Annotated in this window: 24 protein-coding genes, 4 pseudogenes and 1 other annotated feature; of the genes and pseudogenes, 11 read left to right on the top strand and 17 right to left on the bottom strand. The window is 30.7% G+C overall.

What is annotated here, in order from left to right; translation table 11 throughout:
* Positions 1-366 (bottom strand): annotated as a pseudogene (locus tag LJD32_RS08620) (PTS sugar transporter subunit IIC); the annotation flags it as partial.
* Between the two features lie 480 nt (positions 367-846).
* Positions 847-2,136 carry a phosphopyruvate hydratase gene (gene eno / locus LJD32_RS08615; RefSeq protein ID WP_032090167.1) on the bottom strand — a complete coding sequence of 430 codons (1,290 nt, stop codon included), beginning with the start codon at positions 2,134-2,136 and terminating at the stop codon, positions 847-849.
* Positions 2,137-2,532: 396 nt separating this feature from the next.
* Here eno and LJD32_RS08610 point away from each other — a divergent pair, with 396 nt between their 5' ends.
* The 4 genes from LJD32_RS08610 (at position 2,533) to LJD32_RS08595 (ending at position 6,039) form a co-directional block, all read left to right on the top strand.
* A complete protein-coding gene (locus LJD32_RS08610; protein WP_022001699.1) occupies positions 2,533-3,225 on the top strand; it encodes an iron-sulfur cluster assembly scaffold protein in 693 nt (230 codons plus the stop codon).
* Between the two features lie 17 nt (positions 3,226-3,242).
* Positions 3,243-4,241, top strand: a complete 999-nt coding sequence (locus LJD32_RS08605) for a GGGtGRT protein (RefSeq protein WP_022001700.1) — start codon at positions 3,243-3,245, stop codon at positions 4,239-4,241.
* A gap of 120 nt (positions 4,242-4,361) precedes the next feature.
* Positions 4,362-5,282 (top strand): alpha/beta fold hydrolase, encoded by a 921-nt coding sequence (locus LJD32_RS08600; RefSeq protein ID WP_227392169.1) that lies wholly within the window; start codon positions 4,362-4,364, stop codon positions 5,280-5,282.
* Between the two features lie 238 nt (positions 5,283-5,520).
* Positions 5,521-6,039 carry a TetR/AcrR family transcriptional regulator gene (locus LJD32_RS08595; protein ID WP_032090169.1) on the top strand — a complete coding sequence of 173 codons (519 nt, stop codon included), beginning with the start codon at positions 5,521-5,523 and terminating at the stop codon, positions 6,037-6,039.
* An 8-nt stretch (positions 6,040-6,047) separates the two neighbouring features.
* On the opposite strand, the gene LJD32_RS08590 is transcribed toward LJD32_RS08595, so the two are convergent.
* The 4 genes and pseudogenes from LJD32_RS08590 to LJD32_RS08575 all read right to left on the bottom strand — a co-directional run bounded on the left by LJD32_RS08590 (position 6,048) and on the right by LJD32_RS08575 (position 9,481).
* Entirely contained in the window at positions 6,048-7,991 is a 1,944-nt protein-coding gene (locus tag LJD32_RS08590; protein ID WP_227392168.1) for an oleate hydratase, read from the bottom strand.
* Between the two features lie 91 nt (positions 7,992-8,082).
* Positions 8,083-8,313 (bottom strand): annotated as a pseudogene (locus tag LJD32_RS08585) (TetR-like C-terminal domain-containing protein); the annotation flags it as partial.
* Between the two features lie 114 nt (positions 8,314-8,427).
* The gene (locus LJD32_RS08580) at positions 8,428-9,216 is read right to left on the bottom strand and encodes a LysR substrate-binding domain-containing protein (RefSeq protein WP_227392166.1); all 789 of its coding nucleotides are present in this window, start codon (positions 9,214-9,216) and stop codon (positions 8,428-8,430) included.
* Between the two features lie 85 nt (positions 9,217-9,301).
* Positions 9,302-9,481, bottom strand: a complete 180-nt coding sequence (locus tag LJD32_RS08575) for a helix-turn-helix domain-containing protein (RefSeq protein ID WP_227392165.1) — start codon at positions 9,479-9,481, stop codon at positions 9,302-9,304.
* A 135-nt stretch (positions 9,482-9,616) separates the two neighbouring features.
* Between LJD32_RS08575 and LJD32_RS08570 the strand changes: the two are divergent.
* Positions 9,617-10,519 (top strand): annotated as a pseudogene (locus tag LJD32_RS08570) (aldo/keto reductase); the annotation flags it as partial.
* Positions 10,520-10,728: 209 nt separating this feature from the next.
* On the opposite strand, the gene LJD32_RS08565 reads toward LJD32_RS08570, so the two are convergent.
* The 5 genes from LJD32_RS08565 to LJD32_RS08545 all read right to left on the bottom strand — a co-directional run bounded on the left by LJD32_RS08565 (position 10,729) and on the right by LJD32_RS08545 (position 16,656).
* A complete protein-coding gene (locus LJD32_RS08565) occupies positions 10,729-11,073 on the bottom strand; it encodes a P-II family nitrogen regulator (protein ID WP_227392164.1) in 345 nt (114 codons plus the stop codon).
* Between the two features lie 12 nt (positions 11,074-11,085).
* Positions 11,086-12,327, bottom strand: coding sequence for an ammonium transporter (locus tag LJD32_RS08560; RefSeq protein ID WP_227392163.1), 1,242 nt, complete (start codon positions 12,325-12,327; stop codon positions 11,086-11,088).
* A 134-nt stretch (positions 12,328-12,461) separates the two neighbouring features.
* On the bottom strand, positions 12,462-14,195 hold the full coding sequence (locus LJD32_RS08555) for an ABC transporter ATP-binding protein (protein WP_227392162.1): 1,734 nt from the start codon (positions 14,193-14,195) through the stop codon (positions 12,462-12,464).
* Positions 14,195-15,982, bottom strand: coding sequence for an ABC transporter ATP-binding protein (locus LJD32_RS08550; protein WP_227392161.1), 1,788 nt, complete (start codon positions 15,980-15,982; stop codon positions 14,195-14,197). The genes LJD32_RS08555 and LJD32_RS08550 overlap by 1 nt, the downstream gene beginning before the upstream one ends.
* A 68-nt stretch (positions 15,983-16,050) precedes the next feature.
* Positions 16,051-16,656 carry a TetR/AcrR family transcriptional regulator gene (locus LJD32_RS08545; protein ID WP_227392160.1) on the bottom strand — a complete coding sequence of 202 codons (606 nt, stop codon included), beginning with the start codon at positions 16,654-16,656 and terminating at the stop codon, positions 16,051-16,053.
* Positions 16,657-16,770: 114 nt separating this feature from the next.
* Here LJD32_RS08545 and LJD32_RS08540 point away from each other — a divergent pair, with 114 nt between their 5' ends.
* From LJD32_RS08540 to LJD32_RS08530, 3 genes are all read left to right on the top strand, one after another.
* Complete coding sequence (locus LJD32_RS08540; protein WP_227392159.1) at positions 16,771-17,895, top strand: hypothetical protein; 1,125 nt, start codon at positions 16,771-16,773, stop codon at positions 17,893-17,895.
* The gene (locus LJD32_RS08535) at positions 17,888-18,241 is read left to right on the top strand and encodes a diguanylate cyclase (protein WP_081918930.1); all 354 of its coding nucleotides are present in this window, start codon (positions 17,888-17,890) and stop codon (positions 18,239-18,241) included. The genes LJD32_RS08540 and LJD32_RS08535 overlap by 8 nt, the downstream gene beginning before the upstream one ends.
* A gap of 124 nt (positions 18,242-18,365) precedes the next feature.
* Positions 18,366-18,854, top strand: coding sequence for a hypothetical protein (locus LJD32_RS08530; RefSeq protein WP_032090178.1), 489 nt, complete (start codon positions 18,366-18,368; stop codon positions 18,852-18,854).
* Positions 18,855-18,897: 43 nt separating this feature from the next.
* Here LJD32_RS08530 and LJD32_RS08525 read toward each other — a convergent pair whose 3' ends face one another.
* Both LJD32_RS08525 and LJD32_RS15645 read right to left on the bottom strand, forming a co-directional pair.
* Positions 18,898-19,476, bottom strand: coding sequence for a transposase (locus tag LJD32_RS08525; protein WP_175301702.1), 579 nt, complete (start codon positions 19,474-19,476; stop codon positions 18,898-18,900).
* On the bottom strand, positions 19,467-19,772 hold the full coding sequence (locus LJD32_RS15645) for a transposase (protein WP_412113425.1): 306 nt from the start codon (positions 19,770-19,772) through the stop codon (positions 19,467-19,469). The genes LJD32_RS08525 and LJD32_RS15645 overlap by 10 nt, the downstream gene beginning before the upstream one ends.
* Before the next feature lie 260 nt (positions 19,773-20,032).
* Here LJD32_RS15645 and LJD32_RS15640 point away from each other — a divergent pair.
* Positions 20,033-20,161 (top strand): annotated as a pseudogene (locus LJD32_RS15640) (hypothetical protein); the annotation flags it as partial.
* On the opposite strand, the gene LJD32_RS08510 reads toward LJD32_RS15640, so the two are convergent.
* On the bottom strand, positions 20,158-21,354 hold the full coding sequence (locus tag LJD32_RS08510; protein WP_032090181.1) for a pyridoxal phosphate-dependent aminotransferase: 1,197 nt from the start codon (positions 21,352-21,354) through the stop codon (positions 20,158-20,160). The pseudogene LJD32_RS15640 and the gene LJD32_RS08510 overlap by 4 nt on opposite strands.
* A 174-nt stretch (positions 21,355-21,528) precedes the next feature.
* On the opposite strand from LJD32_RS08510, the gene LJD32_RS08505 reads away from it, so the two are divergent.
* Positions 21,529-22,272 carry an SDR family NAD(P)-dependent oxidoreductase gene (locus tag LJD32_RS08505; RefSeq protein WP_227392158.1) on the top strand — a complete coding sequence of 248 codons (744 nt, stop codon included), beginning with the start codon at positions 21,529-21,531 and terminating at the stop codon, positions 22,270-22,272.
* 40 nt (positions 22,273-22,312) lie between these two features.
* Here LJD32_RS08505 and LJD32_RS08500 read toward each other — a convergent pair whose 3' ends face one another.
* The gene (locus LJD32_RS08500) at positions 22,313-24,013 is read right to left on the bottom strand and encodes a carbon starvation protein A (protein ID WP_048923931.1); all 1,701 of its coding nucleotides are present in this window, start codon (positions 24,011-24,013) and stop codon (positions 22,313-22,315) included.
* Positions 24,014-24,073: 60 nt separating this feature from the next.
* Positions 24,074-24,306, bottom strand: a binding site (T-box leader).
* Between the two features lie 137 nt (positions 24,307-24,443).
* Between LJD32_RS08500 and LJD32_RS08495 the strand changes: the two genes are divergently transcribed.
* Complete coding sequence (locus LJD32_RS08495) at positions 24,444-24,722, top strand: hypothetical protein (protein ID WP_032090184.1); 279 nt, start codon at positions 24,444-24,446, stop codon at positions 24,720-24,722.
* Between the two features lie 12 nt (positions 24,723-24,734).
* Here the strand turns inward: LJD32_RS08495 and LJD32_RS08490 are convergent, their stop codons facing one another.
* Both LJD32_RS08490 and LJD32_RS08485 read right to left on the bottom strand, forming a co-directional pair.
* Positions 24,735-25,910 carry a polysaccharide deacetylase family protein gene (locus LJD32_RS08490; protein WP_227392157.1) on the bottom strand — a complete coding sequence of 392 codons (1,176 nt, stop codon included), beginning with the start codon at positions 25,908-25,910 and terminating at the stop codon, positions 24,735-24,737.
* Entirely contained in the window at positions 25,900-26,802 is a 903-nt protein-coding gene (locus tag LJD32_RS08485; RefSeq protein WP_032090186.1) for a LysR family transcriptional regulator, read from the bottom strand. The genes LJD32_RS08490 and LJD32_RS08485 overlap by 11 nt, the downstream gene beginning before the upstream one ends.
* Positions 26,803-26,837 lie beyond the last annotated feature (35 nt).

The following is a 26,837-nucleotide window of genomic DNA, read 5'->3' as shown; positions in this document are numbered from 1 at the left end:
GTTTGTAACTGATAACCATGCAGCTAAACCTACTAAACCTGGAATGTAACCAGCTTTTTCAGCTCCCATGTTCCAAACACCGATTTCTTGGGCAATACCAAGAGTGATACCAACTGTGATACAACTGATTGTACAGAAGTTAACAGCTTGGAATGCTGGGTTTAAGAATTCTAAAGCCATAATTGGTTTGAAGAAGATACCTAACCCAGTACTTTCGTTAACCAATACGTTACACCATAAAACCCCAATTGCCCCAGCGATTGTTAAAGGCATGAAGTTTTGGAACGCATTTTTAATTGCAGATAAATATTTGTTTTGACCGCACCATGCACCAGCACGACCTAAGACATCTGCCATTTTGTCCATAATTATTTCCTCCCTTAATTAATTTTGACATGATTATCATAACGTGACATTTTTCTTTGTTAAAGGCTTACATTAGTTTTTGTTTTTTATTTACAACATTCTTTTTAACTTTTTAAAATGATGTAATTTATTTACATGTCTATATATAAAAAATCATTTGCAGCTGCAAATGATTTTCGTGTCATTTCCGCAAGTAGTCAAAAAAATACGGAAGGTATTTAATTTATTAAGTAAATGACAATCTTTATTTTATATATAGGATAAAAATTGTATACCTTTTTAAAATATTTAGAGAGTTATTTTCATTAATTTCTTCTAATTAAATAAAGAATGTAATTTATTTACAAAAAAGATGACTTACATCACCTTTTTTATCTATATTATTAAAAGATAATATTTCTTATATGATTTAGTCTAAAATTGGGAAGTTACGATTTAATCGTTAAAGGGATATAACAACATTATCTTTTAATAGCAAAATTATTTATCTAATTGATAGAATGAATCAACGCCACCATATAAGCTTTGTTTTCCTAATTCATCTTCAATTCTTAATAATTGATTGTATTTAGCAATACGGTCTGTTCTTGATGCAGAACCAGTTTTAATTTGTCCAGCATTTGTAGCTACAGCAATATCAGCAATTGTTGTATCTTCTGTTTCACCGGATCTATGAGAAACAACAGCAGTATAGTTTGCTTTTTGAGCCATTTGAATAGCTTCTAGTGTTTCAGTTAAAGTACCAATTTGGTTAACTTTAATTAAGATAGAGTTTGCAGTTTTCTTAGCAATACCTTCTTGTAAACGTTTTGTATTTGTTACAAAGAAGTCATCCCCTACTAATTGTACTTTTTTACCTAATTTTTCAGTTAAATATTTCCATCCGTCCCAGTCATCTTGATCAAGACCATCTTCGATAGAAATAATTGGATATTTTTCAACAAGTTCACCGTAGAAATCAACTAACTCTTTTGAAGTAAATGTTCTATTTCCTTCACCCGGTAAAACATATTTACCATCTTTATAGAATTCTGAACTAGCAACATCCATTGCAAGTTTAACATCTACACCTGGTTTATAACCTGCTTTTTCAATAGCTTCGATAACTGTTTGAATAGCTTCTTCATTTGATTTTAAGTTAGGAGCAAATCCACCTTCGTCACCTACAGCAGTATTTAATCCTTTATCATGTAATACAGCTTTTAAATTATGGAATACTTCAGCACCCATACGAATCGCTTCTTTGAATGTAGGAGCTGAAACTGGCATAATCATAAATTCTTGGAAATCAATGTTGTTATCAGCATGTGCTCCACCATTGATAATATTCATCATTGGTGTAGGAATAACATGAGCATTTGCTCCACCAATATAACGATATAATGGCATACCTAATGAATCAGCAGCACATTTAGCAACGGCAAGAGAAACACCTAAGATAGCATTTGCTCCAAGTTTTCCTTTATTATCTGTACCATCTAATTCAATCATTGCCTGATCGATTTCTCTTTGAGCAAAAACATCATACCCTAATAATTCAGGAGCAATCACTTCGTTTACATTTTTAACAGCTTGTAAAACACCTTTACCTAAATAACGTGATTTGTCTCCATCTCTTAATTCCACTGCTTCATAAATTCCTGTAGAAGCTCCACTTGGTACGATTGCTCTACCAAAAGCTCCACATTCACTTCTAACTTCAACTTCAACAGTTGGATTTCCACGAGAGTCTAATACTTCGCGTGCTTTAATACTTTGAATTAAATCCATTTTAATACTTCCTTCTTTCATTTTTGTTTTGTTTGTGTTTGTGATTTTTGTTTGTGATCTGGTATCAATAAAAAATGATTTATTAACACGAAGTTAGCTGTAACTAACTGTCTATAAGTTAGCATATACTAACCTTATGTGTCAACCCTTTTTGACTACTTTTTTTCAACTTCAAATACTATTTTGTCCCTTTTTTTATAAAATATTCTTTGATAGATACAAAAAAATTTCTTTTTTCATTTATTTATCTTTCTTGTTTCATTGACTTTCTTTAATCGACACTTTATAATTTGTTCAGGTGAATTCCTTCACCTGAAGGAAGAAATTTATGTAGTTTTACGTTATTTCTTTTTTAATGTTTGTGATCATTAATGTGATGAAAGGAGAAAATAAAAAATGATTTATTCACATGAAGTTGAAGAAATGTGCACTGTAAATCGTGGTGCATCACACGGATGTGCTCCTATTCCTGAAGAAGGAAAATGGGTATATTCAAGAGAAATCAAAGATATTTCTGGTTTAACACATGGTATTGGTTGGTGTGCTCCACAACAAGGTGCATGTAAACTTACTTTAAATGTTAAAGAAGGTATCATTGAAGAAGCATTAATCGAAACTGTTGGATGCTCAGGTATGACTCACTCTGCTGCTATGGCTAGTGAAGCATTAGTTGGTAAAACTTTATTAGAAGGTTTAAATACTGACTTAGTTTGTGACGCTATTAACACAGCTATGAGAGAATTATTCTTACAAATCGTTTATGGACGTACTCAATCAGCATTCTCTGAAGGTGGATTACCTGTAGGTGCTGGTCTTGAAGACTTAGGTAAAGGTTTAAGATCAATGGTAGGTACATCATACTCTACTAAATTAAAAGGACCTCGTTACTTAGAATTAACTGAAGGTTACATTACTCGTATCGCTTTAGATACAAATGATGAAATTATCGGTTACGAATTCGTTAACTTAGGTAGAATGATGGAAATGATTAAAGATGGAAAAGATGCTAATGAAGCTTTAGAAGCTGCTAAAGGTAACTACGGTAGATTCAACGATGCTGCTAAATACATCGATCCAAGAAAAGAATAATAGGAGGATACGAAAAAATGGCATTATTTGAAAGTTATGAAAGAAGAATTGATCAAATTAACGCTGCATTAGCTAAATATGATATCAAATCAATCGAAGAAGCAAAAGCTATTTGTGATGAAAAAGGTATCAACGTTTATGATATCGTAAAATCTACACAACCAATTTGTTTCGAAAACGCTTGTTGGGCATATACAGTTGGTGCTGCTATGGCAATTAAAAATGGTGATACTAAAGCAGAAGATGCTGCTAAAACAATCGGTGTTGGATTACAATCATTCTGTATTCCAGGATCTGTTGCTGATGATCGTAAAGTAGGTTTAGGTCATGGTAACTTAGGAGCAATGTTATTAAACGAAAATACTCAATGTTTCGCTTTCTTAGCTGGACATGAATCTTTCGCTGCTGCTGAAGGTGCAATCAAAATTGCTGAAAAAGCTAACAAAGTAAGAAAAAATCCATTAAGAGTTATCTTAAATGGTTTAGGAAAAGATGCTGCTAAAATCATCTCAAGAATCAATGGTTTCACTTATGTAGAAACTCAATTCGATTATTTCACTGGAGAAGTTAAAGAAGTATCTAGAACTGCTTATAGTGATGGTCCACGTGCTAAAGTTAACTGCTATGGTGCAGATGACGTACGTGAAGGTGTTGCTATCATGCATAAAGAAGGTGTAGATGTATCAATCACTGGTAACTCTACTAACCCTACTCGTTTCCAACATCCTGTTGCTGGAACATACAAAAAAGAATGTATTGAACAAGGTAAAAAATACTTCTCAGTTGCATCTGGTGGTGGAACTGGACGTACTTTACATCCTGATAACATGGCTGCTGGTCCTGCTTCTTATGGTATGACTGATACTATGGGACGTATGCACAGTGATGCTCAATTTGCTGGTTCTTCATCAGTTCCTGCTCACGTAGAAATGATGGGATTAATCGGTATGGGTAACAACCCAATGGTTGGAGCTACTGTAGCTGTTGCTGTTGCAATTGAAGAAGCTTGTAAATAATTAGAATTTTCTTAAAAAAAGCTAAAAAGTCTTGATTTTATCAAGACTTTTTTTGTTATATTAATTCTTTATCATATCAAAATATTTGTTTTTTAGTTATAATATAGTTAGGTGATAAATATGTACAAAAGTTTTCAAATAAAATCAAATTATGATCAACTAAAATTAGATGGCATTATTATTTCTTGTGAAAGCCCAAAAGGAATTGTACAAATTTCTCATGGTATGTGTGAGCATAAAGAGAGATACATCGACTTTATGAATTTCTTATCAAATCAAGGATATTTATGTATTATTCATGACCATCGTGGGCATGGAAAAAGTATAAAAGACAAAAATGATTTGGGGTATTTTTATGATAATGGTCATCTAGCAATTGTTGAAGATCTCCATCAAATTACTTTGATGATTAAACAACAATATCCTTATCTCCCACTCTATCTTTTAGGACATAGTATGGGGTCTTTAGTCGTGCGCTGTTTTTGCCAAAAGTATGATCAAGATATTGATGGTTTAATTGTTTGTGGAAGTCCTAGTGATAATCCTCTTGCTCCTATAGGAACAAAAATAGCTCGTATCTATTCAAAAGTCAAAGATGATCATTATCGTCCTCAATTAATTCAAAATTTAAGTTTTCAAGCTTTTAATAAAAGGTTTCATACAGATATTCCTAACAGTTGGATTTGTAGTGATGAAAATATTGTAGATTCTTATAACAAAAATCCTTTATGTTATTTTACCTTTACCGCAAATGGCTTTGAATCTCTCTTTAATCTTGTAATAAATACATATCATAATGAAAAATGGACAATGTCTAATCCCTCTTTACCTATTTTATTTATTGCTGGTAAAGATGATCCTTGCATTACAAATGAAGTAAAATTCAACAAAGCTGTTTCCAACATAAAATCTAAAGGTTATATGTGTGTAGATTCCTATCTTTTTGAAAATATGCGTCATGAAATTTTAAACGAAAAGCAAAATCAGCTTGTATATCAATATATATTAGATAATTTAAACGCATGGCAAACAAATATATAAAAATTGTAATTTGAAATACTTATTAATCATTTAGATTATTTTTCAAATCATACCGTGATATAATAAATTAAATAAAAATGACTTGAAAGTGGCGATTAAGATGAACAAAGAAATAAATAATAATCTTCCTCTTAATATAATTGATATTTTTAACGCTTTGGAAAATAACTTCAGCAAAATTTATACAGTTGATTGACAAACAAAAAGTATTACCATTTATCGTTATAAAAATTCAAACATGAACGATGAAGAATTTCCTAAAGATGTTCTTCCTTTTGAAGAAGAAATAAAAAAATATATTGATAAATATGTTTTAGGAGAAGATAAAGAAGCTCATGTTTCAACATCCTCTTTTTATCGTCACTATAAAGATAAATATGACGTAATGAATGATAATTATAAAAGGATTCTAGACCAATATATGCATAGTAGTCAAAATCACAATTATGAAGATGTCTTCATTAATTTATTTAATATGAGTAAAGAGCTTCATTATTTAAAAAATGCTTTTGATTATACCGGTATTAATTCTTTAGGAGATTTTATCTACCAATATTCCTATAATACCTTTATTGAGATGTGTAAAATAAAAAACATCCAATTTGAAGATAAAGATCTTCTTTTATTAGATGTTTTTTGTGGTGGCGCTTCTATCATGTACCAACATTATATTCTTGGTAAGTTTGATTTGTCTCCTCAACAAGCTGGTAAAATACTTTATCAAATGTTTCCTGACGTTTTTAAAATTTCATGGTAAAAAATCAATTACTTTTCATTTTCTTTTAAAATTTGATGCTCTTTTAATAATTTTTCAATAACCGTTCCTTTAATACTTCTTATTAAAGGCTTTTTGATTATATTTAAAGGACCTAAATTCATCTCTAAGGGTGATTTACCATCCATTAATTTTACTGAACTGTCTAAAAGTTCTCGAATATCATAAACACTGCCCCATACTTCTGGAACGCCTCGATCAACACCTAATAAACCATAAACAGCTTCCATCGCTGTTCTTACCGAATATTCTGTAGTAAATACAGTATCTCTTGGTGTATGTGCAAATTGTCCTAAAAAGGCAAAATTAATTGCATCTTTGACAATAACATCCGGACGATCTTCTTTTCTTCTTGGCATAAAGAAAGCTGTAATATAAGGCATCATAGTTGGTATACAGATAGCACTGTTGGTTGCATAGTCTTCTATTAATTCTTCTGGAACACCAAGGTGATACAACCATTCCATGGTAATTTCTTTTCCTGTACAATCTTTCATTGGCTTTTTAACATAATCTCCTATTGTATCAGTAAATAATCCATAAACCCACACACAGACTTTATCTTTATCTTGTTGTTTAAATTGACCTTGACGATTAATGGTCCAACTTAAAAGCCATGATGAATCTTGACAACTGACAATTCCTCCTGTAACAACATGTCCTGTTTTAGGATCTCTTTTACAAATATTCGTAATATAGGGAATAATCTTATCATCTAATGTTGTAACTGTTGCCGATTCCCAATTTGTTTTTTGAATATCACTACAGAATTTTTCAGGATGACCAAAAGATTTATCTTGTTTAGCAATATTTTTCCATAAATTCCAACATCCACTTGTTCGTATTTCTGCATTTCCATTAGGAGCATGATTTTGATCTCCATAAATTGTACCCTCTGTACAGCTTCCATTGGTAATTAAAACCAAATCATTTTCGCTAAGGGAAATTCTTTTTTCTTTTCCTTTTACGTTACATTCAATCGTTTTAGCAACTTTTTTATCAGGTTTAATATCAAATAAAACATTCGTTACCTCTGTGTTAAATTGAAAATCAACCCCATGTTTTTCAAGATACTTTTGCATTGGTAAAATAAGTGATTCATATTGATTATAACGCGTAAATTTTAAAGCGCTAAAATCAGGTAAGCCCGAAATATGGTGAATAAAACGTTGAAAATAAAGTTTCATTTCTAAAGCACTATGCCAATTTTCAAAGGCAAACATGGTACGCCAATACATCCAAAATGTTGAATTAAAAACTTCTTCATCAAAAACATCTTCAATCGTTTTATCATAAAGATCTTCATCTTTTGTCATAAACAGTTTCATGATTTCCATGCAACCTTTTTGACTTAAATTAAATTGTCCATTGGTTTTAGCGTCTTGTCCTCTATTAATAGTTGCTCGACATAAAGAATAGTTAGGATCTTCTTTATTTAACCAATAAAATTCATCTAATACACTGGCATCTTTGATTTCTAGTGAAGGAATACTTCTAAATAGATCCCATAAACATTCAAAATGATTTTCCATTTCACGACCACCACGCATGATATAACCTCTAGAAGGATCAAAAATACCATCACAGGCACCACCAACAATATCCATTGCTTCTAAAATATGAATATTTTTTCCAGGCATTTGTCCATCTCTTACCAAGAAACAAGCTGCCGCTAAACTTGCTAGACCACTTCCTATTAAATATGCATTTTTATTTTCAACATTTTCTGGTTTTTTAGGTCTGGCAAAAGCTTCATAATTTCCATTTGTATAATAAATTCCTTTATCATTTTTATCATACTTTCCTAATTCTGTATTTCGATACGTATTTACCTTTTCATCCTTTTTATTATTCTTTACTTTTTTAGCAACAAGGACTGCTGATGAAACGGCCGTCACTGTTGTTGCAGCAATCGTTAAACTTTTACGATTCATAAACAACTCCACCTTTCTTTTTACACCTCAATCATAGCATTCCCTTATTTTAGATAAAATTTACAATAAAAAAGAAATGATAAATTTTTTATCATTTCTTCCTATTTGTAAAGTTTTGTATCGATAAATCGATTGTTCCTAATACCGTCATTCCTAAATCATCTAGAATCATTTGATAATCTTCATCCATTCCCGAATCAATCCAATCCAACATTACACCAACAAACCCATATTTATAAAAATGAGCAATAAAATCCTTTTGTTGATTTAAAATCAAAACATCTTTACTTCTTTCTTCAACAACAGATTCTATCAATTCATGAACAAGTTTGAATCATATCTTTTCAATTTTATCTCGAGAAATATCATGATAGACATTTAGAATAAATGGTTTATTAATATAAACCGCTTCAAAAATATTAGAAAGTCCTTCTTTTCAATGCGCATAATTTTTCTTTTCATTCAAAGCTTTTCGAGCATCTTCTATTAAAATCCATTCTATTAAATCATACAAATCTTGAAAATGACAGTAAAAAGCTATGCGACTTATATGGCATTTATCCGTAAGATCTTTAATCGTTATTTTACGAAATGTTTTTTCTAATAAAAGTTCTTTAAATGCATCTTCTAATTGTAATTTTGTTCTATTTGACATATTTATCAATTCCTTTAAACAATCTTTTACTTGTTTTGGTGGATTCTTCTTATAAAGCAAACCATAAGGCATCTGATAGTCCCATTCAACCGGTAAAGTAATTAAAGAAGGATGGATATTATCCCAAGCATCCAATGTTAATAAAAGACAGCCCTCTTCTTCACAACGATTGAATGTATCTAAATCATAAAAGTAACCGACATCCTCTAAAATAATTTGAGGATAAAACATTTGCATATTCTTTCTAAAATCATCAATATTTAAACAATCCCCACTACTGACACATAAAAGTTTTTCATTATATAAATCCGTAATTGAAAGTTTTTTCTTTTTTGCTAGTGGATGACTTCTAGGCAGAGCTACACAAACATTATAAGTTCCTAATTGTTTGCAAGAAGCAAAAGAAAGAATTGGATTTGAATTAAACACACCAATTAAAAAATCAAATTTTGTCCCTAATGATTGATACACTTCCATAATTTTATCATAATCACCTTCATAAGGAACAACACGCAATTTATAACGTTGAGATAAGGTTGGTATACTATGACATAAATCAATATGAATCATAGAAGATGTTTTCTCTTGGATTTTATTTAAATAATTATCTGAATTTTCGATAAGTATTTTAGCTTCATCATAAACTTTTTTGTCCCTATACTGTCAATTTAATGCCACGATGGGTACGATTGACTAATTTTACATGGAGATGTTCTTCTAATGCATTTATTTGTTTCATGACACTTGCTGGTGTAATATACATCTTTTTCGCTGCTTTAGAAAAACTTCCCAATTTCACTACATAGACAAAGGTTTTTAAAAGAGGATTATACACGGTATCTTTCAGTATTTACTTTTGGTAAATACATTGTATCCTAGATGGTTATTCTAATTAATAGAGAATAATTTATAATTTATTTGAAAAGTCTTAGAAAGGAAGAAATTCAATGAAAAAAATTTAGGTTTTGGTTGGATGAGATTACCTCAACTTTTAGAAGATCCAACAAATATTGATTTTGATCAAGTAAAACAAATGGTTGATACTTTTTTAGATGTTGGATTCAACTATTTTGACACAAGTTTTGTTTATCATAATGGACATAGCGAAAACGCTATTAAAAAATATTTAGTAGAACGTCATCCTCATGATTGTTATAGGATTGCTTCTAAACTTCCAGTTTTTTCTATTCAAAAGGAAGAAGTTGTCCAAATTTTTAATCAACAATTAGAAAACTGTGGTGTTGAATATTTTGATTATTTCTTATTACACAATATGAATATTCATCATTACAATAGTGTTGTTAAAAGCTGTAAAATGTTTGAACATATGTAAGAATGGAAAAAAGCAGGAAAAATTATACATATCGCTATTTCTTTCCATGATAGTGCCGATGTTCTTGATTTGATTTTAAGCGAACATCCAGAAATTGAAGCGGTTCAAATTGCTTTAAATTACTATGATTGGAATAGTGCATTTATTCAAGCAAAAGCATGTTTTGAAGTTATTAGAAAACATCAAAAACAAGTAATTATTATGGAACCTGTTAAAGGTGGTATGCTTGCCAATCCGCCAAAAAATAGTAACTTAACAGCAGATGCTTCTCTTGCCTTACGTTTCTGTGGAGAATTAGATGGGGTTCTTGCTATTTTATCAGGAATGTCTAATTTGACACAAGTCAAACAAAATATTGAAAGCATGAAAGACTTTCAACCTTTATCAAATGAAGAAAAAGCATACATTGAAAAATTAACTGTTGCTTATAAACAAGGTGGACCTTTAGGAAATATTGATTTTAATCAATACAAAGATGTTAAACCTCATGGTATTTCTTTAGCCTCTCTTTTAGAAACTTATAACAGTTGCATGATTTAACCTAATCCAGGATTTGCGGCTGAACTTAATTATTACTCAATTGAAAAAGCTAAAAATCATTTATTATTAAAAGATTCAAGCTTAGAAGTAGAAGATGAAAAGTTAAATCATCTTATAAAAGAAGCTGATGAATTTTTAGCAAGTCATTCATTTGCAAATTATAATAGCAAATTAAAATAGAGTTCAATTCAATTTGAACTCTATTTTTCTTAATTAATTGCTTCTTTTCCTGTTTCCCCTGTACGAATACGAAGAGCACTTTTTAAATCAAAGCTGATGATCTTACCATCTCCAGGATGTCCTGTATAAGCTGCTTTTTGAATAGCTTCAATTGTCTTCTTTTCCCAATTTTCATCACTTACAACAATTTCAAATTTAATTTTAGGAAGCATATTAATTTCAACTTCTTGTCCTCGAACAATTTCAAGATATCCTTTTTGTTTACCACAGCCCATCACTTGATAAATTGTAATTCCATGAACTTCAATTTCTGAAAGTGCTTCTTTAACATCTTCTAATTTTTCTTCACGTACAATCGCTTCTATTTTAATCACTTTCCATTCCCCCTAATCTAAACCATTAAATGACGGATAAGCTGTTTCATTGTGTTCAGATAAATCTAAACCTACTTGTTCATCACGTTTTTCAACTCTTAAAGGTGTAAACAAACAAACAAGTCCAATACAAATAAGTGTTCCTACAACAGCTACAACAATTGTTACTAAAATGCTGATTACTTGTACAATAAATAGGTGTGTATCACCAAAGAATAAACCATTCCACTTAGCTACTGAATTAATAGAATTTTGAGTAAACAAGCCTGTCGCAAGTCCTCCCCAAACACCACCAATACCATGACAACCAAAAGCATCTAAAGCATCATCATAATCAAATTTTTGTTTAACTTTAGAAATCATAAAATAGCAAATTGGGCTTCCTACAAAACCAATGATCAATGAAGCCCAAACAGGTACAAAACCTGCTCCTGGCGTAATAGCAACAAGTCCTACAAAAAGACCTGTCACACACCCTACAAGTGTGGGCTTTTCAGCCATAAGAATATCCATCATCATCCAAGAAAGCATACCAGATGCTGCAGAAATAGCTGTTGTCGCAAAAGCATGAATGGCAAGACCATCCGCTTTTAAAGCACTTCCGGCATTAAAGCCAAACCATCCAAATAAAAGTAAACTTGCACCTAAAACAACAAAAGGAATATTATGGATACGATAATTGGCTTTTCCATAATCCTTTCTCTTTCCTAAAACTAAACACAAAACAAGTGCGCTTACTCCTGAAGAAATATGAACAACATTTCCTCCAGCGAAATCAACAGAACCTATTTTAGCAAGAAATCCCCCAATTCCCCACACCATATGTGCCATTGGATAATAAACAAGCGTAGACCAAAAAATAATAAATAAAAATAAAGCTTTAAATTTCATTCTACCAGCAACTGCCCCTGTAATTAAAGCTGGTGTAATGATTGCAAACATCATTTGAAACATTGCAAAGCCCAAATCAGGAATTGTTGAAGCATACTCTCCAACTTTACCAGTAAGACCAACAAGTCCTAAATGACTTAAATCACCAATAATACCTAAATGATCCACTCCAAAAGCAAGTGAGTAACCAAATAAAACCCACATAACCGTCGCAATACCAATTACAAAAATAGATGTCATCATCGTATTGACAACATTTTTTCTTCGAACCATCCCGCCATAGAAAAAAGCAAGGCCTGGTGTCATCAAGAGTACGAGTGCACTACAAATCATCATGAATCCTGTATCCCCTGTATCAATCATGTCAATTCCCCCTATTTCATGAATTTGTTATACAGTATAAATGATTATTTATTATCATGCAAGTATTTTATTACCAAAGTGTATCTATATAAAGAAAAAACTTGAGCAAAAATACTCAAGTTTTCCTTTTAAATTTATTGATATTTCCATGCATTTGATTGCATTTGCATATCAACCATATGTTTATAAATCCCCTTTTGTTGTTTTAATTCTTGTGGCTTCCCTTGTTCAGCAACAACACCCTCTTTTAAAACAACAATTTTATCAACACCATCTACTGTTCTCATTCGATGCGCAATAACTAAAACTGTTTTATTTTCAATTAATTTAGAAATAGATTCTTGAATCAATGATTCATTATCTACATCTAATGAAGCTGTTGCTTCATCCATTAAGATAATTGGAGCATCTTTTAAGAAGGCTCTAGCAATAGAAATTCTTTGTCGTTGTCCTCCTGATAATTCAGAACCATTTTCACCAATCATTGTATTCCATTGATCAGGCATTTTTTCAACAAATTCATCACAATGCGCTAATTTTGCTGCAGCAATTACTTCTTCATCCGTTGCATCTTTTTTACCAATACGAATATTTTCCATAACTGTATTATTAAATAATGTTACATCTTGGAAAACAATTGAATAAAGTTCTAAAAGCTTTTCAGGTTCAACCTTTGAAATATCCATACCACCAACTGTAATCATTCCTTGATCGACATCCCAAAAACGTGCTGCAAGTCGAGAAATAGTTGTTTTACCGCCACCACTTGGTCCAATTAAAGCTGTAACTTCTCCTTGTTTTGCGACAAATGATACATCTGATAATACTTTTTCTTTTTGATTATAAGAGAAAGCCACATGATCAAATACAATATCATAACCTTCATTTGTAAGTGTATCAACTCCTGTTTGTTCTTCATGGGATAAAATCTCATCCATACGTTTACAATTAGTATCAAGACTAATCATTGCAGATAAGTTTTGTAAAGAAATTTGTAAAGGTTCATACATACGTGTTACAACAAGTAAAAACATAAAGAATGTAAGAACTGTGATTTCACCTTTGACTAATAAATAACTTCCTACGAGTGCAACTGTTCCCATGCCAAGTTTTAAAATCATTTGAGCACTGCAAACAAAAGCCGCATTGGTAAATTCCGCAAAGATAGCATGATTTTCTACAGCTTTGATTTTTTTATTAAGAGATTCCATATACGTATCACACATATTATTCGATCTTAAATCTCTTAATGTTTCTAAACCTTCTTGAATACTATCTAAACAATTAATACGATATTCATTGGTTTTTTCATGTGTTTTTCGTAATGCTTTTCTTGAATAAAGAACAATCGCAAAAGCAATAGGCATCACCCAAACAGCAGCAAGTGCCATACGAAAATCAAAGAAAAATAAACTAATGACAATAATTGTCGTTGAAATCATGGCTCCTATTAATTCAGGAATCCAATGAGAACTTGCTGTTTCTAAAAGAGCACAGTCAGACATAATCGTATTTGTAAGATCCGCTAAATCTTTTTTACCAAAATAAGATAAAGGAAGTTTTCTTAACTTTTCTGCAAGTGTACGACGTCTAACACCACTTTCAATATATGTTGATAAAAAAGTAGCACGATATTGAAAAATTGTAGTTAAAGCAATACAAATCAAGATTACAATAATTGCTACAATAAAGAACGTTAATTTTTCTTTAGGTAATTGTTGATTTAATAAATAAGATGATAATATATAAAGTAATCCCACAGGAAGCATTAAAACAAGGTTAGAAAGTGTCACTGCCACAAAAGCTCTTGCCATGTCATTGGCTCCTTTAGAAGATAAAGCATATTTATGTTTTAATTTTTCAATCATTATTCTTCATCCCCCTTTTGTACTTTCCATTTTACAGATTGATTATATTGATGCCACATATGTTCATAAACACCTTTTGTTTCTAATAATTCTTCATGTTTACCACTTTCAACAATATGTCCATTTTCTAATACATAAATACAATCTGCATTTGTAATCGTTGATAAACGATGAGCAATCATAACAACCGTTTTATCTTTTGCAAGTTTTTCAAAAGCTTTTTGAACAAGCACTTCATTATCAGGATCAGCAAAGGCTGATGCTTCATCTAAAATAAGAATTGGCGCATTCTTTAAAAAGGCTCTAGCAATCGATAATCTTTGACTTTCCCCACCGGAAACATAAACACCTTTTGAACCTATAACTGTATGAACTCCATCAGGAAATTTATCAATAATATCTTGACATTGAGCATCCTTTAAAGCTTGAATGACTTCTTCATCGCTTGCTTCTGGTCTTGACATACGAATATTTTCTAAAATACTCATTTTAAGTAAACGACTATCTTGGAAAACATAAGATACTTGATTCATTAATTCTTTTTGTTCAATATCTTTAACATCAACATGTCCTATTTTAATACTTCCTTCATTTACATCCCAAAAACGAGAAATAAGAGAAGCTACAGTTGTTTTACCACCACCACTTGGTCCAACTAAAGCAATATGTTCTCCTGCTTTAATATGCATACTTAAGTTGTCAATGGCTTTAGTAGAAGCATCTTGATACGTAAAGCTGACATTTTCTAAATCAATAGAAGCATCACTTGGTACTTGTATTTGTTTACTTTCAGGTAAAGGTTGTACATTCATAATTGAATTCATACGATTTAAAGCATCTTCTACAAGCATTTGCGATTCACCGGCATAAGCTACTTTCATTAAAGTCGTTGTTAAAATAGATGTAATTAAAATATAGAAAAAGAGATTCAAAATAAATTGATCTGTAATAGTATTTCCTGCAAATAAATAAGCAGCAATAATTAATGCCGCAAAGATTCCATTAGCAAAAGTTGTAAAACATACCATTGGTTTCATCATACTCTTTGTATAATCTAACGTCCATTTTTCATATTCATCAATTGCTTCTTTAAATCTTTTAAAAGAGAAAATTGTTTGTCCAAATGTTTTAACAACAGGTACCCCTCTTACATATTCAACAGCTTCTGATGACATCGTTTCCAAAGCATTTTGATATTGTTTCATATCTTCTGCCATCTTTGGTCCCATCATCGCTGTAAACATTAAGACAAAAGCAATAATTGCTGGAATAAGACTCATTAAACCTAGTCGCCAATCAAAGATTGCCATCATAATAAGTAAACCAATTGGTGTTGCTTTAGAAACAACTTTATCTGGCACATTATGTGCTAAAAAGGTTTCTGTTGCCGCACTTGATTCCATTACGATTTTTCTAATTTTTCCACTTCCTTGACTTTCAACATAGCCAAGAGGAAGTTTCATAATGTGTTCCATCATTTTCGTTCTCATTGTCGCTTGTACTCTAAAGGCTGCTTTATGCGAACACATTAAGGCTGCGATATAAAAAACCATAGCTAATAACGCAAATAAAACTGCATGCCATCCATAACTTTTGATATGGATTGCTTCATTAAAGTTTGGTCTTACTTCTAATACCTCTTTGATGATACGCCACATATCATAAAAAGGAACCAAAGCAATAAAGGCGCTGATTGCAGCTAAAATACATGAAGCATAAACATAATACTTATGATTTCCTGCAAAGTGCATTAACTTCGATAATGTACTCTCTTTCTTTTCTTTCATAAAATCCCTCCTATTGGTTAGTTTTTGCTAACTATCGATGTTAACTTTAGACAGGTTTCCCTGTCTATTTACTCATCAATTCCCATAACTGCTTTCCAGCCAGCAACATTAAATAACTTTGTGCTATTCATAAATGATTGAGCTTCTTTATAGGAACAATCATGTGCAACAAGTTCATACATCGTTTGCCATCCTGCCCGGCAAAATACATGAATAAAGAATGGATCTACTGTAAAACCTTCTTTACCATATTTATCAACAAGCTCTTGGTAATAGGATTCTTCGATTTTTCCAAGTTCATCTAAAAAATGTTCATATTGAGAACCGGTAGAACAACAAAAAATCAATTTAAACTCTGTAAAATGTTGATAAATATAATCTAAAACAAAATCTGTGCCTTCCTCTCCTTCATAATTAGCTTGATTAAGATCAGGACTATAAGTTGCTTTTTGAATACTCTCGAGATAAATATCCATCAACCCATCCGCTGTTTCTTTGACGATTGCTGAAAACAAACCTTCTTTATCTTTAAAACAAGTATAAATAGAATTTGTACTAACTCCGCTTTTGGCAGATATATTTCTTAGACTTGCTTTCATAAATCCTTTTTCTAAAAATTCTTCTGTTGCACTTTTTAATAGGTTTTCTGTAACACCTACGGTTTCTTGCCTCATAGATTGCCCCCCCATCATTAAATAACACTGTTATTATAACACTGTTATTTTAAAACCGTCAATATTCTTTCGCTACCAAAAAGATGATATAATTATAGATAAGGAGGCATTTCTATGACTTATAAAATTGCTTTTTTTTCATCTGATTGGCTTTTTGAAATTGCCCAAGAAAAACAAAATGCGATCAATCAATTTTTAAATGATTATCAAGATATATCCATTGATATGTTTGAAATCTTTGGAAATTACGGTCTTGTTCACCCTATGGATAGCTTATTAAAACTCTATAAGCTTCCCGATATTAAAGATTATGACGTTTTGATTTTTCAAACAAACTCCAATTTTTATAAAGATTATCGCCAACAAATGATTGATGAAGCTCATAAATATCATATTCCTGTTGTTTCTATTAACGATCCTATTAAAGATTGCGTTTATGTAGGAACAGACAATCAACAAGCCATTTATAAACTTACTCAAACAATTTCAGCTGAAAGAAATTGTCAAAAAGTAGCTTATGTTTCTGGACCTATGTCTTCAAGAGAAGCACGACTTAGAAAAGCAGACTTTTTACAAGCAACTAAAGATTTAGAAGATATTCAAATCATTGAAGGTGCGAGTTGTGGTTATCCAACAAATGAAAAAGATGATCCTGAATTAAAAAAAGAATATTTATCTTATACTTATCATAGTAATTGTTTTTTTGAATCAACAGAACGTTTAGAAACACTCTTATCTCAGACATCTCATTTTTATGATTTATTTGATGTTTTTGAAAAAGAATCACAAAATTTTGGATATAAACAAATTTATCTGGTTATGAATTCAAAATATATTGATGAAATGTCTGAAAATATTATTCATTTTTCTGATAAAATGTATTTAATGGGTATGACTTATCACAAAAATTCACCTGATGAAAAACATATCTATCAAGAATTTTCTAAAAAAGAAGTTCTTCCTCAAGAATATAAATCACGTTATATGATTTATACTTCTTTAAGTAATAATGGTGTCGCTATTGGTTATTTAGCTTTTGATAATTACTCAAAAAATATTTCTATTAATTATATGACAATTATCTTAAAGCTATTAGGTCTTACTATTAAAAGTATACGAAAAAAACATGTTTTAAGTTTATTAAACAAGGAATTAGAAAATCTTTATGTTAAAGATTCATTAACCCATCTGAAGGTAGTGGGTTTCCGCCTATGGCAAACGAAAGGATTTAATTTATGAATCAACTAGAAAAAAACTTTATTATCAACTCATTGAAAAAGATCAACAAGCATTGATTTATTTTATTGATATGGATTTTATGAAAAAAACAAACGATCTTTATGGACATGATATGGGTGATAGTGCTATTAAAGAAATTGCTTCTATTATTTTAAAAGTCATTTCTAAAGAAGATATTGCGATTCGTTATGGTGGTGATGAATTTGTTATCATTACCAATTATTCATCGAAAGATCTTTCTACAAAAATAACTGATGAAGTGTTTTCTTTTTTGAATACCCACATTCCACAGGTGATTATCAAAATAAGAAATGATAGTTTAAATTTTTTTGGCTTTTATGTGTAAAAATGGTTTCAATAATTGGATTGACCTGTTGATTATGGGTAATTTAATCAAAATTAATTATATTAATTACGTTTTTCTTAAAAAGATCTAATTTTGAATATGATATATATGGAGGAAATTTTTGATGAAAGTTTTTAAAGAAATAATTGCTTATTTTAGTCATATGAATAATAAAAGAAGAACTTTAGTGTGGTATATTATATCATTGAGTATTGTTTTGATAGAATATCTTATTAACTCTAGACTAGACAAATTTGTCTACTTTCATCCGTTCATTAGTATAGTAATAAATATAGTTCTCTTAATAGATTTATTTTTTATACCTATTACTTTTATAGCAATTGATATATTAAAAGCACAAAAAAATTCTATTATAAAATTTTTTCAAATTATTTTATCAGGAATTGGTATAGGACTGTTATCTTTTACGGTTATTTTTGTTTACTCTTTCTTTAATAAATCATCATTTAACATTGATAGTGTAAGTATAGATTTTAGAAGTGATAAAATATATGTTGAAAATGTAGTTTGGTTAGAGGATAGTCACCATGTAGATGTGTATCAAATCGAAAACGCATTTTTTGTAAGGCGGATTGACAGTTATAAATTATAAAATGATAATGTTTTTTGAATCCCCATAATCAACAGGTGACGATTTAAGAGAAATGTGGAGCAGAAATATTCAGGATATATACTATCTGTCTATGACTGATAGGAAATGATTTCTGTAGGTATTTCTTGATTTTATCCATAACAGTCTTTCGCATATTTCTGTGGTTAAATCTATACTCCTGTTCATTCAGGAATAAAGGCATCTCTCTTTTAGTTATTCCATGATATATACCAGTAATATTATTTTTAATATTACCGATTATTATATTTAACCAGAGTAGTCTATGATTCTTTTCTTCGTAGCTGATCTTCTCGTTCTTTACCTGAATCTCTTCATTTAATGTATTAAAGCCTTTCTCGCCATCTGTATTAAGCAATGCAGCATGTGTTAATATACAACATTGTTCTATATTTTTCTTAAGTGACAGACCAGTATAATCATTGATGCGTCTTAACTTAATAAATCGGGGATAGTTATTCCCTTTATCTGTAGATAGAATACCAAGAATAGGCTGTTGCTCACTTGCACGACCCGCATTATTCTTGGATTTTGCACCAATATTAAAGACATCCGCCTCATAGAAAAGGCTGTTGAGCAGCTTCTCTGAATTGCTTAGTGACATAAGATTCTACACTTGTTCTCTAGAAGAAGTGCAGTCTTGTGGTTAACATCTAGTATTGAACATAAATTTATTGCACTGATTCCTTTATTTTCATTAAGGAAAAGGAAAACACCTAACAGAAGTTTGTATAGATCAAGTTTGCAGCTCTGAAAAATAGTGCCTGAAAGCAGAGAATGTTGCTTATGGCATGAGCTACATTCAAGAACATATGAAGTCTTGGTCTTTCCTACACGCTTGACTAGGTAATACTTATGACATCCGCAACGGTCACATGAAAATCCCCCAGGCCATTTCATGGATTTGAAGAATTCAATACAGTTACCAATATTGTTTGAATAATTTTGAGTGAACTGATAAAGAGAAGCTTTCTTTGGCTTTAATACTTTATTTGACATGTGGTTATACCTCCATCTGATTTCTAATCTAATTATAGAACGGATGGAAAATCCATGTATTCAATTCAGCTTCATGAACGCCGTCCAATCGGTGCTTATAGAATTTAATTTTCACTAACCTGTAGGTATTCAAATTTTCTTTTAATAAAACAAAAAAATATCCTTTTTCACTTTCAACAAGTATTGGATATTATTTAGCACATCAAAATGATGATTTTGAAACAGCTATTAATCAAGCGGATGCTTTAATGTATCAGATAAAGAAAGACAAAAAAGCTCAAAGAAATTAATCTTGAGCTTTTTTTACATCTGATAAAAGTTTTTTAATTCTAACAAATGCTTCTTCAATATTTTCTTTAGATGAAGCAAAAGAAATTCTAACAAAATCAATAAAGTCCTTACCAAAACCACTTGCTGGTACAACAGCTACGCCATAATCAAGTAACTTATCCGCAAATTCTTGCCCATTAAGCCCCGTTTTAGAAACATCAACCATAATATAGAAAGCCCCATGAGGTTTAATGTATGAAAGACTTTCACATTGATCTAATTGTTCCATAATAAATGTTCTTCTTTCATGGAAAGTATCTACCATATGTTGAACTTCTTCTTTTACATCTTCTTGATCAATTGCTTTTGCCATTCCTATTTGCGCAAATGTCATTTGTGATGTTGTTGTATATTGATGTACTTTTAAAATAGGCTCTATATTTTCTTGACTAGAAGCAATATATCCCATTCGCCACCCTGTCATAGCATACGCTTTAGAAAAACCATTAACAATAATTGTATAATCTTTCATGTTTTCAAATGAGGCAATAGAAACATATTGCTTTTCATAATCGAGTTGATTATAAATTTCATCAGCTAATATTAAAATATTGTTTTCTCGAGCTAGTTGGCATACCTTTTCTAATGTTTCCTTTTGATAAACAGCTCCAGTTGGATTATTTGGATTATTAATAATAATCATTTTTGTTTTGTCTGTTATTTTATTTTTAACTTCATCTAGATCTATTTGAAATCCATTGCTTGGCTTTAAAGGAATTTCTACAGGAATTCCTTTACATAATAAAACTGTATTTTGATAAGAAACAAAGGCTGGTGTAAAAATAATAACTTCGTCCCCTTCATCAATAAAAGCCTGACACGTATTATTGATGGCTTCACTACAACCACATGTCATAATAATTTCTTGGTCGCTATCATAATCAATGGTTGTTTGTTGTTTTAAAAGTTGTGATACTTTTTGTCTTAAACCTAAATATCCTCGATTAGAACTATAATGTGTTTGGTTATCATTTAAAGCCTCAATTGTTGCTTTTTTGATGCCTTCTGGTGTATTAAAATCAGGTTCTCCTGCACATAAAGATACAACACTTTTCCCTTGACTTTTTAATTTTTCAACCTTTTCCATAACAACACGAATAGATGACATTTGTACTTGATCTATTCTTTTAGCGTATATATTTTCTTTTTCCATTTTGACACTTCCTTTTTGATAACTATTATATACTAATTATCGTCAAATACACAACAAAACATCTTAAATAAAAATACCTAATTTCTATAAAATATATCTATAAATTTTCTTCTTAATATCTATTAGATTTATCTATTTTTTGTTTTTATAATAAAGATAAGGAGGATTATATTTATGAATAAAGAATTTGAAGGAAAATATGCTGTTGTTACTGGAGGAGCTGGCGGAATCAGTTACGAAGCTGCAAAAGCACTTGCAAAAAAAGGATTATCTGGTGTTGTTTTAGCTGATTTAAATATTGAGCAAGCAACAGAAAGTGCTAAAAAACTAGAAGAAGGAACAGGATGTCACTGTTATCCATGCAAAGTAGATGTTTCTAATCCTGAAGATATTGAACATCTATTTGAATTTGCATTAGAAAAAATGCCAACATTTCATATTTTAGTTAATGGAGCTGGTGTTTGTCCAACAACCCCTATTGAAGATTTGGATGCTGATAAATGGGATTGGTGCATGAATATTAATTTAAGAGGTGCTCATTTATGTATGAGAGAAGCCATCAAAACTATGAAAAAACAAAAATATGGAAAGATCATAAACATTTCTTCTGTGGCTGCACGAATTGGAGGTATCGCTTCTTCTGTAAGTTATGCTGCAAGTAAAGGTGGTCTTTTATCTGCTACAAAAAGTTATGCAAAAGTTTTAGGAACTTATAATATTAATGTTAACGCTGTTTGTCCTAGTGTCATCAACACAAATATGACAGCTAATACAAATTACAGTGCTGCTGGTATCCCACTTGGACGTTTAGGTGAAACAGAGGATGTTGCAGAAGTTATTGCCTTTCTAGCAAGTGATGCCTCTAAATATATTACTGGTCAAGGTATAGATATAAATGGTGGTTCTTATATGAACTAAAACACAAAAAAAGCTTCATCATGAAGCTTTTTTATTATCTTTATTTTTCTTTAACAAGTTTACTTCCTGAGTTGAAACCAATCATTAATCCTAATGCAACAAGTAAGATTGCGACTACTAATTGTAAACCATCAACCATTAAAACAAATCCACCTGTTACAAATAATTTCATAACGATTCCATAGATAGCTTGTACTAATGCTGTCATTGTAACGATAAACATTAATACCATTGGGATATATAACATAAATCCTTTTCTTCCAGTAACTTTTAAGAAAACAGCTAATGAAATTAAAACCATTGCAGCTAATAATTGGTTAGCTGATCCGAATAATGGCCAAATATTAACATATCCACCTAAACTTAATAAATATCCACAAACTAAAGAAATAATTGTTGAAACGTATTTATTAGTTAAAACTTTAACTAAACCACTTGGTTCTTGTCCTTCTTCTACTTCAAAGAATTCTTGGAAAGACATTCTTGAAATTCTTGCAACAGCATCTAATGAAGTTAAAGCAAGAGCTGAAACAAACATTGTCATAATGCATAATCCCCATGATTGAGGTAAACCAAGTTGAGCAACTAAACCAGTAACACCAGCTGAGAATTTAGTAAATGGTGTCGCTGTATCAGCTAAAGCCATATTAGCAAGTGTACTATCTAAGACACCCGATGCTTTTAAGTTTGGTAAAGCACCAACAATAACGATAACTAAGATAGCAAGTAATGATTCAAGTAACATAGAACCATAACCAACTTGTAACATATCTTTTTCGTTTTCTACTAATTTTGAACTTGTTTCAGATGAGACAAGTGAATGGAAACCAGAAACGGCACCACAAGCAATTGTAACAAATAATGTTGGGAAGATATAACTTCCTGAAGCAGATTTAAATCCTACAAAAGCAGGTGTTGTAATTGTTGGATTGCTTACAAATACACCAATTACAGCAGCAACGATCATTCCAATGAATAAGAATGTTGTTAAATAATCACGTGGTGTTTTAAGTAACCACATAGGTGTAACTGAAGCAAAGAAAATATATACAAAGACAACATAAATCCAAGTTGTTTTAGTAGCATATACTGGAAACATAATTCCAAGTGCTAACATAGCAATAATTAAAGCAATACCAAGAATCACTTTTGGTAAACCTTCTAGTTTAACTTTTTTCAAGAATAAACCAAAGGCCATTGCTACGAAAACATATAAAATTGAAATTGAAGCAGCACTCGCATTTGGTGCAAGTTTAGCTCCATCAGCACTAATTCCATTAAATGTTCCAGCAACCATATCAGCGAAAGCTGCAATAACAATTAATGTAAAAATCCAACAAAATAAGAAAAATAATTTTTTACCTTTACGTCCAATATATTTTTCAATGATTTGTCCCATTGATTTTCCTTCTGTTTTAACAGAAGCATAAAGTGCTCCAAAATCTTGTACAGCACCAAAGAATACACCACCAACGATAACCCATAAAAAGGCTGGTAGCCAACCAAACATCATTGCCATAACTGGTCCAGTTACAGGTCCAGCTCCTGCAATTGATGAGAATTGATGAGCAAAGACTGACCATTTGTTTGTAGGTACAAAGTCTGTCCCATCTTCTTTTGCAACAGCAGGTGTTGTTGCTTTTGGATCAATTCCCCATGTTTTAACTAAGTAACGACCATAGAATAAATAAGCCACTACTAAAATTAAAGCACTTAATCCAAGTAATAGTAAACCATTCATAAATGAATCCCCCTCTTTTAAATCAATCATCACATATAAAAAGGTTTTCGCTTAACTTTACGCTAAGACGAAAACCTTGTTCCGCGGTACCACTTAGATTGCGATATTTAATCGCCCCTTCACATCTTTTTATAATGCTATTTCTTTAACGCAGAAATTACGATTTCCCTACTTTTATTTCAAGATAATAGCTCACAAGTGATGGTCTTATATCATTACCTACATTCTTTCCACCAACCGAATGTTCTCTATAGGAAGCGGATGTAAAATCGTATCTTGTTCATCGCTCATTTATATGTATGTCTATATATTATACCTCTTTTTTTGTTTGTCAATAGTTTTTTATTTTAATAACTATATTTTTTATCAATAAATATTTATTTCGTTCAGTCAACTCATCTTTTGATACATATAATATATTGGTGATTATATGTCTCTACCTTACATGAATACTGTTTTACTTAATCAGATGATTGTTATCATTTCACAATCATTTAATGAATGTTTTTCAAATGATGAACAGGCCATTATTGGCGCTTTTTTAACAACTCTAGGAGATATGCTCTCTTTAAATAGTGCTTATATCTCTTATTTACAAGATCAAAATTCCCTTTCTAAACAAAATCAAAATGATTATGATTTATTAGAAAAAAGTATTGAAAAAATAAAAGTAGAACTTAATAAAATGAAAAGTAATGTCCAAAAATGAACATTACTTTTATTAATTATTAACACTTTGATGTGGGGCATATGTCGCATCATCAATTCCTTTAAAAGTATAGCCTAAATTTTTATAGTGTTCAATAATAGCAGGTAAGGCTTGAACAGTGGTATCCTTAGCTTGTGTATCGTGGCATAAAATCATGACATTATTATCATGACATGATGTCCCGTTTCTAATCAACTTATCTACAGCTACATGATTTCCTGAAGCATCTGTTGAATCTCCATTCCAATCATAATATTGATATCCTTTTTCAACAACTTCTTTTGTAAGAGTTGACATAATTCCTTGACAATATCTTCTTGACACTGTATTTGAACTTCCACCTGGGAAACGAATATAATGTGGTACAAAACCGATTTCTTTTTTTACCATTTGACCTATTTTATTTAAATCATCAAAATAAGCATCAACTGAAGCATAGACAGTTGAATATTCATGACTATACGTATGAAGAGCAATCGTATGTCCTGCATTATAAGCATCTTTAATCAAATAATTATAATCTTGATTTCTTCCTGTTACAAAAAATGTTGCTTTAGCATCATATTTTGCAAGTATATCCATGATTTTTTTAGTATTTTCTGATGGACCATCATCAAATGTTAAATAAACAACTTTTTCATTAGATTGTTTATCACTACCAATTTTTTTAATTACATTTACTTTTCTTTTAACAGTTATTTTGTTTCCAGAACTATCTTTTGCCACATAAGTAACTTCATACGTTCCTTCTTTAGAAGTATCTAAATTTTTATCATCAATTTTATATTGGATATCTTCTAAACTATTATCACTTACTTCCACACCAGCTTTTAAATCAGGTGTTGTATTTAAAGAAACCGTCAAATCATCCAATCCCTTAAATACAGGTTTTTGTGTATCTACAACTTGAATCGTTGTTGTATATTCTCTATTTTTATATGTATATGTCACTTCATATTTTCCTAGCTTTTTAATATTTAAATTTTTGCTTTGACATGCTACATCTTTAACACTTCCATGTTCAACTTCACTAATATAGCTATTGGGATTAAACTTCCCATTAATTTCTACTGTCAGATTTTCTTTAAAATGCAGTTGTTTTTTTATAAATGTTTGATAAACAAATAAACCTATTCCTAAGACGATTGCTCCAATCAAAGTAATCACTAATTTTTTTCTATTTTTCATATAGACTCCTACTCTTTTCTAAATATTCTTGTACTTTTTTAATAAACCTATCAATAACTGGTGAAAGACGTGTATATTTCTTCCATATAAAAACGGTATTTGTTGATAGTTCTGGATAAAAAGGAATGAAACAAATATTCTTTTGATTTAACACCTGATAGGCTCCTTCTACTGTAATCGCTGCTCCTTGATCATCTTGAATAAAAGGAAGAATTGCTGAAGCAAAATTATAAGAAAACATGCTGTGCAACGAAACATCCCCTTTTAACCAATTAGAAATTTCACTTTGAACAATTTCCCTATTTGTTAAAAACAATGGTAATTCTTTTAAATCCTCTTTTTTAACATAGGGCTTATTAGCCAAAGAATTAGTTTTTGAAACAATGATTCCCCATTTTTCTTGAAGCGGTATACGTAAATGATTATATTTTGAAATATCTACTGGTTCCAACAAAATCCCAATATCTACTAATCCTTGATCAACTCTTTCTTTAATCAAATCCGCATTTCCTACATAGATATCAAATTTTACAAGAGGGTATTCATCATGAAACTCTTCAATCACTTGCGAAAGAACCGTTTGTGAAGATGAAAAAATACCCGTTCCAATCATAATTTGACCAACCATTTCTTCTTCACTTTGAGTAATCTCTTGTTCTGTTTTATTAACAAGTGATAAAATTTCTTCTGCTCTTCTTCTAAGTAAAACACCCTCATCTGTGAGTTCTATTTTTCTTTTTCCTCGAATAAATAAAGGCTTCCCTAATTCATCTTCCAACTGCATTAATTGTCTTGATAATGTAGGTTGTGTCATATGTAGTTGCTTAGCTGCACGTGTAATATTTTTCTCACGCGCAACCATTAAAAAATACTGAAGTATTCTAAGTTCCATGATTTTTACCTTCCTTTTTATTTTAACCCATATTT

It is taken from the genome of Faecalibacillus sp. TM498 (assembly GCF_020589955.1).
Classification (GTDB): Bacteria; Bacillota_I; Bacilli_A; order Erysipelotrichales; family Coprobacillaceae; genus Faecalibacillus; species Faecalibacillus intestinalis.
Note: the sequence above shows the minus strand (reverse complement) of the source record. Positions and strands in the feature narration are given on the sequence as shown.